The organism is Humiphilus diazotrophicus (assembly GCF_059726315.1).
This window is the reverse complement of sequence record NZ_AP040870.1, coordinates 286,549-300,345: the sequence shown is the minus strand read 5'-3', so window position 1 is coordinate 300,345 and position 13,797 is coordinate 286,549. Positions and strand designations below refer to the sequence as shown.

Annotated in this window: 12 protein-coding genes; 2 read left to right on the top strand and 10 right to left on the bottom strand. The window is 50.9% G+C overall.

The window, feature by feature from the left end; translation table 11 throughout:
• Window positions 1-13 precede the first annotated feature (13 nt).
• The 5 genes from AC6I7T_RS03085 to AC6I7T_RS03065 all read right to left on the bottom strand — a co-directional run bounded on the left by AC6I7T_RS03085 (window position 14) and on the right by AC6I7T_RS03065 (window position 5,177).
• Window positions 14-1,729, bottom strand: a complete 1,716-nt coding sequence (locus AC6I7T_RS03085; RefSeq protein ID WP_497791831.1) for a cytochrome c oxidase subunit I — start codon at window positions 1,727-1,729, stop codon at window positions 14-16.
• Entirely contained in the window at window positions 1,726-2,481 is a 756-nt protein-coding gene (locus tag AC6I7T_RS03080) for a cytochrome c oxidase subunit II (protein ID WP_497791830.1), read from the bottom strand. The genes AC6I7T_RS03085 and AC6I7T_RS03080 overlap by 4 nt, the downstream gene beginning before the upstream one ends.
• Before the next feature lie 358 nt (window positions 2,482-2,839).
• Complete coding sequence (gene pdxT, locus AC6I7T_RS03075; protein WP_497791829.1) at window positions 2,840-3,454, bottom strand: pyridoxal 5'-phosphate synthase glutaminase subunit PdxT; 615 nt, start codon at window positions 3,452-3,454, stop codon at window positions 2,840-2,842.
• 6 nt (window positions 3,455-3,460) lie between these two features.
• The gene (gene pdxS / locus AC6I7T_RS03070; RefSeq protein ID WP_497791828.1) at window positions 3,461-4,399 is read right to left on the bottom strand and encodes a pyridoxal 5'-phosphate synthase lyase subunit PdxS; all 939 of its coding nucleotides are present in this window, start codon (window positions 4,397-4,399) and stop codon (window positions 3,461-3,463) included.
• A gap of 289 nt (window positions 4,400-4,688) precedes the next feature.
• The gene (locus tag AC6I7T_RS03065) at window positions 4,689-5,177 is read right to left on the bottom strand and encodes a PaaI family thioesterase (protein WP_497791827.1); all 489 of its coding nucleotides are present in this window, start codon (window positions 5,175-5,177) and stop codon (window positions 4,689-4,691) included.
• A 205-nt stretch (window positions 5,178-5,382) separates the two neighbouring features.
• Here AC6I7T_RS03065 and miaB point away from each other — a divergent pair, with 205 nt between their 5' ends.
• Complete coding sequence (gene miaB / locus AC6I7T_RS03060; protein WP_497791826.1) at window positions 5,383-6,705, top strand: tRNA (N6-isopentenyl adenosine(37)-C2)-methylthiotransferase MiaB; 1,323 nt, start codon at window positions 5,383-5,385, stop codon at window positions 6,703-6,705.
• Between the two features lie 13 nt (window positions 6,706-6,718).
• Entirely contained in the window at window positions 6,719-7,204 is a 486-nt protein-coding gene (locus AC6I7T_RS03055; protein WP_497791825.1) for a bifunctional nuclease family protein, read from the top strand.
• Between the two features lie 56 nt (window positions 7,205-7,260).
• On the opposite strand, the gene AC6I7T_RS03050 is transcribed toward AC6I7T_RS03055, so the two are convergent.
• From AC6I7T_RS03050 to AC6I7T_RS03030, 5 genes are all read right to left on the bottom strand, one after another.
• Window positions 7,261-7,896, bottom strand: a complete 636-nt coding sequence (locus AC6I7T_RS03050; RefSeq protein WP_497791824.1) for a hypothetical protein — start codon at window positions 7,894-7,896, stop codon at window positions 7,261-7,263.
• Between the two features lie 324 nt (window positions 7,897-8,220).
• Window positions 8,221-9,084 carry an SDR family NAD(P)-dependent oxidoreductase gene (locus tag AC6I7T_RS03045; protein WP_497791823.1) on the bottom strand — a complete coding sequence of 288 codons (864 nt, stop codon included), beginning with the start codon at window positions 9,082-9,084 and terminating at the stop codon, window positions 8,221-8,223.
• A 76-nt stretch (window positions 9,085-9,160) separates the two neighbouring features.
• Window positions 9,161-9,727: a TetR/AcrR family transcriptional regulator gene (locus AC6I7T_RS03040; protein WP_497791822.1), complete on the bottom strand. Its 567-nt coding sequence runs from the start codon at window positions 9,725-9,727 to the stop codon at window positions 9,161-9,163.
• A 160-nt stretch (window positions 9,728-9,887) separates the two neighbouring features.
• On the bottom strand, window positions 9,888-10,898 hold the full coding sequence (gene fbp / locus AC6I7T_RS03035; protein WP_497791821.1) for a class 1 fructose-bisphosphatase: 1,011 nt from the start codon (window positions 10,896-10,898) through the stop codon (window positions 9,888-9,890).
• 366 nt (window positions 10,899-11,264) lie between these two features.
• Window positions 11,265-13,751, bottom strand: a complete 2,487-nt coding sequence (locus tag AC6I7T_RS03030) for a GH116 family glycosyl hydrolase (RefSeq protein WP_497791820.1) — start codon at window positions 13,749-13,751, stop codon at window positions 11,265-11,267.
• Window positions 13,752-13,797: the final 46 nt, after the last annotated feature.

The window sequence follows — 13,797 nt, the reverse complement described above, 5'->3', positions numbered from 1 at the left end:
CGTTCCTCAAAGATTACGATGCGCCGGTTTCTGATTCGTTTTGGGGAAGAAAATCCATACCATTCGAACGAATGCGATATTCGTAAGGACCACAGGAGACTACGGGCATTTCATGGACCTTGGCCCATTCGAGTGTAGTGGAGCGCCAAGGGTTGGCTTCCGCAAACTTTCCATATTTCATGCTCCAAAACAGATTAATCAGAAAGATGAACTGCGCCGTTACCAGAAGAAGTGCAGAAACCGTAATGTGCCGCTGTAAAGGCTGCAGCCACGCGAGCGATGTCACGGTGAGATCTGAATAATGTCGTGGTTCTCCGGCTAATCCGGTGAAGTGCATTGGTAAGAAGGTAGAGTAAGCGCAGAGAAAAGTCAGTGTGAAATGCAGCCTCCCTAGTCCTTCATGCAGGAGGCGACCGGTCAGGAGTGGAAACCAGTAATAAATTCCGGCAAAGATAGAGAAAACTCCGGCCATCGCCATGATCAGGTGGAAATGCGCTACTACGAAAAAGGTGTTGTGCAGATATTGATCCAGAATGGGGAGCGCGAGTAGAGGTCCGGAGAGTCCGCCTGTTATGAAGAGCGAAACAAAGCCCAGGGCAAAGAGCATGGGTGTCCTAAATTCCAAGCCTCCACCCAAGATCGTTCCCAACCAGCTAAGAACCTTGGCAGAGCTTGGAATGGCGATCGCCATCGTAACCAGTGCGAAGGCCGTACCTGCATAAGGATTCATGCCACTAACGAACATGTGGTGCCCCCACACCAGGAATCCCAGCAGTCCGATCAGAACTGTTGTAGTGGCCATCAGCCGATACCCCAGTACAGGCCTGCGGCTGAAGTTGGCCAGAAGGGAAGAGGTGATTCCCATTCCTGGCAGTATGGCAATGTACACCTCCGGATGGCCAAAAAACCAGAAAAGATGTAGCCAAAGTAGTGGAGAACCGTCGCCGCTGTTCCTAAGTGGAATGCCGTTGATGACCTCTCCTGCCGGAATGAAGAACGCGGTTCCGAAGTGACGGTCACAATACAGAAGTAAAGCGGCAACAAAAAGAACGCTAAATACCAGTAACGTCAATAAAGAAGCAACCAGCCAGGACCAGACTGTCAGAGGCATTCTCCATGTCGTCATGCCTGGGCAGCGTTCATTGGTGATCGTGGCGAGCAGATTTACCGCTCCCAATGAGGAAGCAATGCAGAAGATTCCGATACTGATGAGCCAGATATCCATTCCAGCTCCTTGTCCCGGTCCTGCAGCGGCGATAGCGCTGAAGGGGGCATAGCTGGACCATCCGGAAATCGGACTGCCGCCTGGAACGAAGAAGGCGCCGAGTAGAACAAGGAAAGAGATGACAGTTAACCAGAAGCTGATTGCATTTAGGGCTGGCATCGCCATGCGCGACGATCCCAACTGCTCAGGCATAACCAGATTGGCGAATCCGCTCACCGGGGCTGTGGTAAGTACAAAGAAAACCATGAGGGTTCCGTGCATGGTTACCAGGGCGAGATAGTCTTCCGGCTTGATTGCTCCCCACAGAGGGATGACAAATTGTGGCCAAGCCAGGTGAATCCTCATCAAGATGGCCAAACAGCTGCCTACCAGAACGGCAGCAAGCGAAAGAAACAGATAACCTACCCCGATTGCACGATGATGAGTTGTAAAGATCCATCGCCGTATCCATCCGTGGCCATCGTGTGACACGACCGCAGATAGCATCTCTTGATTCTCGTTCACTGAGCCTGCCTCCTGCGTAGTTTTGCTTCACGTTCCTCTTGCCAATGTGCAAACTCTTCTGCCGTTACAACACGCAGACGAGCTTGCATCCGTCCATGTCCAAGTCCACAAACTTGGGTGCATAGGATCGGATAGTTCCCAACTTCAGAGGGTGTGAAGTGTACATGCAATACTTCTCCGGGAACAGCATTCTGTTTCAAGCGCATCCCAGGAATGAAGAAGCCATGGATAACATCATGAGATCTTAGGCGGAGGTCAATTTCTCTGCCCACCGGCAGCACCATTTCGCTGGACACCAGATCGTCTTCGCCGTGTGGATCGAGAGGGTCAATGCCCAGGGGATTGCCTATCGCTGCGTTGACTAATTCCGGCTTAGTCACCCCAAAAGCTGAATCCATGCCAGGATAGCGAAAGTACCACTGGAATTGCACTCCAACGACCTCAACCTGCAATGCCTCCGGAGACGGTCCTTGAAAGCGATTCCCGGCCCAGAGATTTTCCGCCGTGACCGCCATCCAGATGTAAAGGCCGATTAGCAAGACGAGAGGTCCCGCTTCCACCATCCACGGATTTGGCAGGGCACTACGGCGCCTCTTAAAAACGGCATAGAGCAACAGAGCGTGAGCGAGTAGAAAACACACTGTCAGGGCAGCCAAATCGATATACATTAATCGATCGACAGCCCAGCCGTGCAGAGCGCCATTGGGTGGCATCCACGGTACAGATGCGGCAAAAGAGAAGAAGTCTTTCATGGCCGCATTCCCCAGCATGAGTGCCTTTCCGTAGTAGAGTCTCCAGCTTTGGCCCAAGAAGCCGTATAAAAACTGGATTAATAAAAGGTACTTTCCAGATTCAGCGAGTACAACCTTTAGGATACAAAGCCACGTGCGAAAAATACGGCTGCTTTGACTATTTCACTAGCTCGGAATTTCGATGTTCCATCCTTCTAGAAAGAAGGGTACAGGCAGAATATATACAGTTCTCGTAGTCCTGCCATCGAGAGTGCTCAAGAAATCATAGTTTGGATACTCCACCTTCCTTCTTTATCGGAAGAGTGGAGCGTCCTTTTCACCTTTGAACTGACTTCCTCCGGGAATGAATAACCGGAGGTCAAGAGCTGGCTTTGCCGTTTCTATGTGCTTTTACCTGCTCGATAAAGAGCCGATGAATCCTACGATCGCTAGAAAGCTCCGGATGGAATGTTGCCGCTAGCAGATGGCCTTGACGTACAAGAACCGGGAAGCCTTCTCGTGCGGCCAGGACTTCTACTTGCTTGCCCACCTTCACTATTCGTGGCGCGCGGATGTAGACCATTTCCATAGGGCCGAATTGGGTTTCTGCCTGCTCTATGGAGCTGTCAATCTGCCGTCCGTAGGCATTGCGCTCTACCGTGGCATCCAGAACCGCAAGGCTCTTCTGCTTGGGGTGCAATACTTCTTGAGCCAGCAGAATGCATCCTGCACAGGTCCCGAAAGTCGGTCTGGATTGAACAAAGACGGCCAGCTTCTCGAAGAAATCATCTCTCTCGAGGAACTTCAACATCGTGGTCGATTCGCCGCCTGGAACAATAAGCCCGTCAATCGAGGCGAGCTCTTCCGGCTTTCTGACGAGCACAGGCTCTGCGCCTGCCTCACGAAGGGCAGTCGCATGAGCCTCATAGTCTCCTTGAATTGCTAATACTCCGATGCGTGGTAACTGTTCTGTTATTTCATTCGAACTGGTCACCTTTCGCTACCATCCCCGCGTCTGTAACAGGTGAGCTTCGTCGAGGGCGGCTATTGCCAATCCCTTCATTGCTCCTGTGCACTCTTCGCTGGTCTCAGCCAGGATTTTGGGATCGTCGAAGTGAGTCGTGGCGCGAACGATGGCACGAGCACGAATAGCAGCCTCTTCTGGAGGAGCGAAGTTGGTCGAATCGCTCATGAAGATGCCAGAACCGACGAATACCGCCTCGGCACCCAATTGGCGGACAAGAGCTGCATCTGCAGGAGTAGCGATACCGCCGGCAGAGAAGTTTGGAACAGGAAGCTTTCCTGCCTTCGCAACCATGCGAACCAATTCGTAAGGAGCAGCAAGTTCTTTTGCTGCCGCATAGAGCTCTTCTTCGCCGAGAACAGTCAGCGCCTTCATTTCCTTTACGATCTGGCGCATGTGCTTGACAGCGTGAACCACGTCTCCGGTTCCAGCCTCACCCTTGGTACGAATCATGGCTGCGCCTTCTGCGATGCGGCGCAGCGCCTCACCCAGGTTGCGAGCACCGCAAACAAAGGGAGTTTTGAAGGCGTGCTTGTCGATGTGGTGAGTCTCGTCAGCCGGGGTAAGTACTTCGCTCTCATCGATGAAATCGACACCCAATTCCTGCAATACCTGCGCTTCGGCAAAGTGGCCAATACGAGCTTTTGCCATGACTGGAATTGAGGTTGCAGCCATAATCTCTTTGATCTTCTTGGGGCTGGCCATGCGGGCCACGCCGCCTTCAGCGCGAATTTGCGCCGGAACACGCTCCAAAGCCATAACAGCAACGGCACCGGCTTTCTCGGCGATCTCTGCTTGTTTGGCATCGGTCACGTCCATAATGACCCCACCCTTCAGCATTTCGGCCAAGCCAATCTTCAGCCGGAGGGCTGTTCCCGGGTTGTTGCCATTTCCATTTGTCTGCAGATCTGCCATTTCGTGCCTCCTCGTTCGCCGTGCCGTAAGCAATAGTTTCGCTCGGCACGGTCCAGGTAAAATTGATGCGGGATTTCGTCCGAAACTTTAGTTTAACAGTGTTTTCGGCAGAATGAGTCGGATGCCGGTATTGGCTGGAAGTAGTCCGGAAACCGGTGTTTGTGGCTATGGCTCCAAAGCAGTTGTTTCCGCAAAACACGCTCCAGCCTCTATGTCCGGATGTCGTGGCTCTTGCGGCTGAGAGTTTGGCCCCATCTTGGCCGTGCTCCGCTGAGTTTCTCTCCGGAGGCTAGTTCTGGTGCTTTACTGCGATAAAGAGAGCCTTGCTTCTTGCCAACACTTTCCCATCCGAGTCTTGAATCTCACCTTCACACCAGTATTTCCGGCCTTCAAAACGCACATTGCGCCCTTTGAGTACGATAGGAACATCGAGCGGAACTGGCCGCAGGTATTCAACTTCCATATGTCGCGTCATGGCTGTAACCCCAAGAACGCGATTGCCCTTACTCATGATTTCATCGAGAAGCGTGGCAATGATTCCGCCATGAACGTGATGAGCTGGACCTTGAAATCGCGGAGAGATGGTGACATCGCAATAGATCGTTCCGTCTTCTTCTGCCGTGAACTCCAGCTGAAGGCCCTCCTCGTTAGCCGCGCCACAACCAAAGCATTTATTTTGCGCGCTGTGAGCCAAACGCTTTCGCATAGGTTCGCTTTCCCCGGTTTTTTCGATGGCGGTTACCGCTGGAGTCGATTGATTTTCCAGTTCCGAATTCACCTCTCTTTTCTACGTAACCCGAGGGCGGGTGTCTATAGTAATTCCGGCGTTAGATGTCTGAGCAAAGACCGTGCTAGGTGCTGCTTACTTTAGCGGCAAGAGGCTTCGGGTTTCGTGGCTCGTGGAATGCAGCAACTCCGGAACTGATCGAGCTCTATTCCAGCTGTACCTTCTGGAGGCCAGTCACGGTATACTCAGCTTTGATATGGCGTCGAAAAAGACCTTTTACCTTGAGACCTTCGGCTGCCAGATGAATGTCCATGATTCTGAGAAGGTCATTGGCACATTGCTGCAGCAGGGTTATAGCCAGGTCGATACGGAAGACGCAGCTGATCTGATCCTCTATAACACGTGCTCCATCCGGGATAAAGCAGAGCAGAAGGTCTTCAATCGTCTAAATGACTACAAAGCACTCCATCGTAAGGGAAAACGCTTTGGTGTTTTAGGCTGTGTTGCCCAACAAGAAGGCGAGAAGATTTTTGAACGGGCTCCCTATGTGTCTCTCGTTTCCGGCTCAGCTTCCTATCGCAAGCTGCCGGAGATGTTGGACCGCCTGGAGGCCGGGGAATCCCACATTACCGGTCTGGATGACCGGCAGACCGAAGAGACTTTTGAAACAGAGTTTACTGCGCGCTCGAATCCCTATCGTGGCTACATCACTATTATCGAGGGGTGCGACAAGTTTTGCGCCTATTGCGTAGTTCCATATACCCGGGGCAAAGAACGCAGCCGCACCGCAACCTCCGTTCTTGCCGAGGCCAGACGCATGGTGGATTTGGGCTACTCTGAAATCCAGCTTTTGGGACAGAACGTTAATAGCTATAAAGATCCGGAAGGGAAGCGCTCCTTTGCCGAATTACTGGCGGCCGTGGGTGAAATCCCAGGTATTCGTCGCGTTCGTTTTATGACTTCCCATCCCAGGGATTTCACAAAGGACATCGTAGAAGCTATCGACGCTGTACCGGCGCTTTGCGATCATGTGCATCTTCCGGTGCAGTCAGGTTCAAGCCGCGTGTTGCGGATGATGCAACGTGAGTACACCCGGGAGAAATATCTTGAGTGCATCTCCTGGATCAAGAGTGCCAAGCGTAGGGTCAGCATGACTACAGACATCATCACTGGCTTTCCTGGGGAAACCGTTGAAGATTTTGAGGAGACGATTTCGCTTCTGCAAGAAGTTCAGTACGACGCGGTTTTCGGATTCAAATATTCACCTCGTCCAAATACCCCAGCCCTTACGATGATTGACAGCATCCCAGAGGAACAGAAGTCGGCGCGTCTTCAAGCCTTGCTGGATCGTCAACGTGAAATCCAAAGGGCTAATTATGGCAAGCACTTGGGCGAGATAATGGAAGTGATGGTTGAGGGACACAACCAGGCACGCGGACAGGTGGTTGGTCGGAGTTCCCAGAACAAAACTGTTAACTTTATGACAACCCAGCCAATTCTTCCTGCTCCGGGAAGCTATTTGCATGTCAAGATTACGAAGACTTTTCCGAATAGTCTTGTAGGAGAGGCTGTCGTCTAGAAGGGGGAACACGATGGAGATTGAAGTAAAAATCCGGGGATTGATGGCTGATCCGTCAACGAACATGCCCATCGTGGTCTTGAAGGATATTCATAGCGACACCATTCTGCCGATCTGGGTGGGCTTCTACGAAGCTAATGCTATTGCGTTGGAAGTCGAGAAGGTGAGCACTACCCGGCCTACCACTCACGACTTGCTGAAGAACATGGTCCAGGGCATGAATGGACGGGTGGAACGCATAGTGGTGACTGAGTTGAAGGACGATACCTTCTATGCCGTGGTCTGGATCGAGCAGGATGGAGAGCGTTTGTGCATCGATGCACGTCCCTCCGACGCTTTGGCGTTAGCTCTTCGTGTGGATTGCCCTATCTTCGTCAGTGAGCAGGTAATGGAACTGGCCAAGCTGGCTCCGAATGCGACCGATAGCGCCAGTGCTGAGGAGTTGAGAAAGTGGCTTGAGAATCTGAACGACGAAGATCTTGGTCGCTACAAAATGTAAGGTATTCAGATTGCACTGAGGAGTGAGAGGAATCCTCTCACTCCCGGCAGAAAAATTTAGAAGACAGAGTTTTGCTTTGCGTCTCTCTCGTCCACGTACTGGTTCCACCCTTCGAACTCATAGGTTAAAATCAAATAACCGTCTGTCCTATTAAGTCCGGCTCCCTCGAGATTTATCAGAAAAATACGATTCGTGTTTCCTTTTAGGTTCCAATAAGATGAAAGCACACGTTCCTCCTTATGGATCGCCATCATGAACTCTTCCGGTTCTTTCCAGAGAGCTCCGGCGTGCAAGTAGTCGTAATCCTTAGATACTCCGTAGGTTCCTCTCAGTGCGGTTTTGACTTTGTCGAATTGTTCCCTCATTCCATAACCCGAAGGATCATTCGGGATGGTTCTTCCATAAGCGACAATCTTCAGAAGACCTTCTTTGGGTGAAAAAAGCAACGAATATAGCTCAAAATCACTGTGAGGCTTAGGTGCGGTACTGACGCTCATTCTGTCTGGAGTACGCTTAACGACAGCAGCATTTCCTAGCAGAGCTAAGACTTGCTCCTGAGTCATGCCGCGATAAAATCCGAAAGGCCCATCATGCGTGGATGAGTTTGAACTACGGCTGTTCTGGGCCCAGATAGGCAGAGGCATCATCATGATCAGCGCAACTAACCCAAGAACATATTTCCTTATCTTCATTTCTTGTGGTCCTGCAGGAAAGGTTCCCGCTTATTTGTTCTTCGGTCAAAAGTAACTTTTCTATAATTACTCTTGAACGAAGATAGCTCCGATCCTGGGTTTCCAACATGGTGAAAATAGTATGGGAGTACAACGGATGAACTACCTATTCCTATTGGGGCATTTGGGGCTGTGCATAACTAATCCAAGAAGATTAAGGACGCAGCGAATGAGGGAATGTGCCCATGCCCCAGTGTTAGGACATGGGCACATTCTTATACCAGCTTCACTCTTGACCAGCGAGCCTACCTGACTAATTCGGGTAGTAGAGATCGCCACTTAAAATTAGTGGTTCAGTAATTCTGGAATGGATGGCGCATCTTCGAAAACCGTCGATAACGTCAGTTCTCTCCATTTCTCCGCTTCCTCTGCTCGATTCTTCTCCGCATATTGCACTCTTTTTTCGGCGTCGACACCGAGGATCAAGCGATGGGGAACTTCCTCGCTATCGGCAAGCTTGACGATCAGATTGGCGATCTTTGCTGGATCTCCTTCCTGATGTCCCTCTATGCTCTGTAAGAGCTTTAATATTGGTCCTACTGAAGCTTCATACTCTGGCATTAACTCCAGCCCATTCGGTCTTGCACGGCGAGCCCAATTGGTGCGGATACCACCTGGCTCCAAGGTGCAAACCTTTACTCCGAATGGAGCTACTTCCATCGCCAGGGAATCGCTGAAACCTCCGACAGCCCACTTGGCTGCGTGATAGGGAGAATTCCCCGCGATAGCTATGCGTCCCCCGATGGAAGAGACTTGGAAGATGTGCCCGCTCTTTTGCTTACGCATGACGGGAACCGCAGCGCGGGTTGTGTACACGACACCATAGAAACAGGTGTCGAAAACCGCCTTGAAATCCTCGGAGCTCATCTGTTCGAAGGGGGCAAACTGTCCGTATCCGGCGTTGTTAACCAGCACGTCCAGACGTCCAAAATTGTCGATGGCCGACTGTACTGCATTTTTCGCTGCGGTTTCATCCCGGACCTCCAGAAAAACTGGTTTTATCCGGTCGCCATATTGCTCTATTAATGGCGTTAGCTCCTCGATGCGACGAGCTCCTGCTACAATACTGTCTCCTGTCGATAGTGCCGCCTCTGCGATCTGTCGCCCCAGACCATTGCCGCTTCCTGTAATCAACCAAACTTTTGCCATACAAGCTCTCTCCTGAAGATGAGATTCATGAATGACTGACTGGTTGCTCATTTATTAGGTAAATGAAACAGGAATTTTAACGGACTGCACGCCAGAAGATCTGGAAGGCACGCTCGATGATTTCTTTCCGCTGTTTTGGATGCTTGGCAAGGAAATCCATTGTCGCTTCCTGCATTGACGCCATTATGGCTGCAGCAAATCCTGAGGGTAGTCCGTTCAGAGCATTGCGGTTGTTGAGTTCGCCGAGCGTGATATTGACAGTATTACGTCCGGCCGCTGCTTTTGCACGGGTCTCAGAGGAGATTGCGTCGGAGACGCTTAATTGCATAGAGACCTTGCGCTTTTCAGGAAATTGCAAGGACCAGTTCAGAGAAGTCATCCAGATATGCCGTGTTCGCATTTCAAGACTGGCTTTATCGGGGAAATCAGCATTAATTCTTGCATAGACTTCCTGCTTCAATTCTCGATATAGCTCGTTGAGAAGCTCTTCTTTGTTTGCGAAATAGGTAAACAGCGTACCAGCAGCAATTCCTGCGCGTTTAGCGATATTGGCCGTCGATGCGCTGAGGCCTGTCTCAGAGATTTCCTGTACCGCCGCTAGAAGGATTGCCGTGCGCTTTTCCGGACTCTTCGGTCGTGCCATGTTTCATGGATGAGAATACAGCCATCTGGAGATATCCGCCAACGGCATGCTTTATTGAGAGGTCCGTTCTTCCCGGTTCTTCGGGAAAGCGGCAAGAAAATGGGTCACACTACTAGATGTGACCCGGGAGGGCAGTGAGTTATCGCAAACAGAAGAAGATCTATGCAGTCCGTAATTCAGGCCGGGCTGATTGAAGAGTGCGCTGCAGGGCTTCTATTTCTACGCAGCTTCCAACCATGAGAGGAGTGCGCTGATGTATTCCCTCAGGGTGAATATCGAGCACTCTCTGTTCGCCGCTGGCAAGCGCCATTCCGCCCGCCTGTTCTGCGATGAAGGCAAGGGGATTGGCTTCGTATAAGAGGCGAAGTTTGCCCTGCGGATGTGTATTGGTGGGCGGATAAAGAAAGACACCACCCTTTAGCAATGTACGGTGGAAATCAGCGACCAGCGATCCGATATATCGAGAACTGTAGGTTTTTCCCAGTTCTCCCTGGCGCAGGCTCGAAAGATATTCCTGATACGGGGTAGGGAAGGCTTCTATATTGGCCTCGTTCACGGAGTAGTAACTTCCTTGAGCAGGCATTCGCATCTTTTCGTGGCTCAGGACGAAGGCTCCGATTGTGGGATCGAGCGTAAAGCCATAAACGCCGCGTCCGGTGGTGTAGACCAAAATGGTCGATGGCCCATAAACCACATATCCAGCGGCAACCTGCTTAGATCCTGGCTGCAGCAGCGTGGTTTTCAGATTGGTGACTGGACCGGGAGGCCGACGATAAATGGAGAAGATCGTTCCGACATTAACATTGACGTCGATGTTGGAAGAGCCGTCGAGTGGGTCAAATACGATAATGTACTTGCCTGTATCTCCATTTCTATCAAAGATGACCGGTTGTTCGTCTTCTTCCGAAACGAGAGCTACTACGCTGTCTCGCAATCCGAGGCAATGCAGAAGTGCACGGTTGGCGTAGACATCCAGTTTTTGCTGGACCTCTCCCTGGATATTTGTTTCGCCCACAGAGCCGATAACGTCGGATAGACCGGCGCTTCGGATCTTGGATTCGATCATTTTGGTGGCCAGTGTAATGCCGGAAAGAAGCCAGGAAAAGGCTCCGGTAGCTTCAGAAACCTGCTGTTGTTCCTGAAGAATATGCTGCTGGACAGTCGTAATCATAGCCGCCTTTGGAGTAAAAAGGGTGCGAGTGGAATCAGGTCGTGGCTGCTCCGTAGGCAATTGGATTCTTCAAAGGCGCTCTGTGCTGCTTAGGAGAGGCCAGATTCTATACAACCCTTGATGAAAATTTCTTTTCACTGGTTATGAAAATTTTTCAATAGAGAATATTGGGCTATCGAGGGGAAAGAGCTGCCGAGATTTCGGTACCTCGATTGGTGTCCGAGAGCAAAAAATAGCTGGCGTTTCACTCATAAAACGCCAGCTGTTCTTTTTGCATTCGTTTGGAAGTGAGCTGAAGTGAATCCTGATATTCGCTAGGAAAGCCGCAGATATCAGGATTCGGTCTACACCTGAAATGGAATTGTTTTAGTGTCTTGCCGTTGCGATAGGCGATCCACCTGTCGTTTTCTCCGCCTTCTGTTGTTGGGGGATCATTTCCATTGACCAGATAGCAGCCGGTCGCATGTACATGGATGCACGGAAGAGTCCTCGTCCGTCGTAAGCCTCCGGGGTGCGGAACCAATACCCACGTCCATCTTTCGGATCCCAGACGACGTTGTATACACCCTTGGCTGTGTTGTATGCCTCAGTTGTAAGGCCTTCCGAGATCATCTCTGAAGCAACGCTGAAAGTCGTGCCAGTCCAGACTTCTCCTACCTGCTCGTTTCCATGTAAAGGGGTTCCATCTGCCTCAATACCATTGACCGCTCCCATCTTGCCGTCATGAAACTTCATTACATTTTCGGCATAGACGGTCTTCAACGCCTTAATTCTCATCTCTTTGGGAACCAAGTCGCCAAGTCCTGTGAGATTGGCGTACCACTGACCTGCAAGCTGCTCCGCCATAACTGCAGATTTGTATGGGCTGGAGACGTCATAATTAAAGTAATTCCCGTTCCAGAGCTTCTTGATGTATGCAGTTTGTGCCTTTTTGAAGAGGGCATCGTAGTTCTCTGCAGCAGCGTTGTCGCCGAGAACCCGGGCTATCTCTGCCGTTGCACGCAGAGCTGCCAGATAGAGGCTGCCGCAATAGGTGCTTTCTCCTCGTGCAGGCCAATTGTCATAGGTCTGGTCTGGAAAGCCGCCGTTTTCAATCAGTCCATCTCCGTCTGTGTCGTACTGTTTGAGATGATCCGTTGCCTGGCGAACGGCTGCGTAGCTGTAGCGGAGAAAGTCAATGTCTTTGCTCCCCGTTATGACGTAGTCGCGCCAAACCATTAGCACATATTTGCTATTAAGATCACGCCAGTTCGATACATCCTGAAAATTGTACTGATTGATGTTGACGAACGGATTCTCCATCGGATTTCCGAGGTCGTGGGGAGCGGCTCCGGCCGCCTTCCGTTGGATGGTCTGAAACTTCTGCTGCGAAGTCTGCATCCAGCCCCAGACAGAGCGCTGATTGTTTACTTCGGGAATGGTATCGGCGTATTGCCGCATCTCTTGCTTTTCAATTTCCGGCCAGAATTTTAGCAGTGCCCAGGAGCCGTTGAAGCGCACATCGAGAGTCCCATAGTAGGGATAATCGAAGCATTCAAGATAACTGAAGCTATCGGTTTTCTGTGAAGCCGGATGATTGGGATTCGATGGACCATTCAGTTCATGGCCCCACATCGTGCCGCCATCGGCCAGATAGTAGAGTTCGTTGAATAACTCTCCCCGATACCATGCCGGCTTGCTTTCGTCGGTGATATAGGGTTTCTGCCATTCATCGATTTGATGGCTCCAGTCCTGTTGATTTTGAAGAGCTGTCCTCGCAATGGCCCAGGCATTTGTTCCGGAATCATCGAAAAACTGTGTGTAATGGCGAACCCATTCCCGTCCGGAACCGTACTCAACAACTGGTAGATCCCAGGAAAGAGCCATGGGAATCAGCTTCTTTTCGCCGGGAGCGAGGGTGAAGCGTACAGCAATTGCTCCGGCCATCCGTTCACTGCTGCTGGCGATTTTAGGATCGAAATCAGGGAGCCGTCCATCCTTTGAAAAGGGCATCCATACTTCTGCTGCCGGTGTGCTGGGTTCAAAATCCGTTATGTAGCTCACTTCGACACTTGGATCCGCGAGGGTAGCAATTGCAAATTGGCCATCCCACTCCTCATGTACTTTCCCGTTTCTTAAGCGGTCGAAGAGGATTCCTTGCATGGAGGTTCCATTGTTGAGTTTTTCAGAGTGGAAGCTATTGCTATTTAAGGTATTCAATGCGCCGCTGAAGCCACTGGTCTGATCACGGAACCACCCGATCATGTTGGTCCAGGAAAACATAACAGAAACAGTTACAGGCTTGTCTGTCGGATTCTGTGCCCACCAGTCATAGATCGCGACCGGATAGCTCGACTCCTTATAGTTATTGGGCAGGACAGGAGAGAACTGTTCCAGCGTAAGGAGGATGGGTAATTCGCGGGTTTTGTAGGCAAACCAGGACTTGGGATAAAGAGAAGCGTATTCACCATCTCCGGCTGGGTAACTCCAATTCCACGCAGAGAGCGAGCCATCGTCAGGCTTGCCGGTTGAAAGAACCATAGAAACCGGTTTTTCTCCCGGCTGTTGTGCGTAGACGGCGAATTGATTTCCCGGGACGTTCTGATATTTGTGGATTCCACTCTTCAAATGCCAACGTTCAAAATTACCGCGATAGCTGCGAGAAAAGGTTCCGGCTCCCAAGCCTCCGACAGGAGCACCCTGCCAGAATCCATCATCGGTAATAGCTAACTCAGGCTTGCGTCCTCCGGGATTTGTAGGAGCCTGTCCAATGGGAATTCGCCAGGCGGCTGCGGGAATGTTTTCTTCTGCAAAAAGTCCAGGGCAAAGCAAAATTGCAACAAGTGCAATCCAGAAAGGGCGTCGAAACGACATAAACATCCTCGCAACAAAAATCTCTTAACTAAAGCGATACAACTAT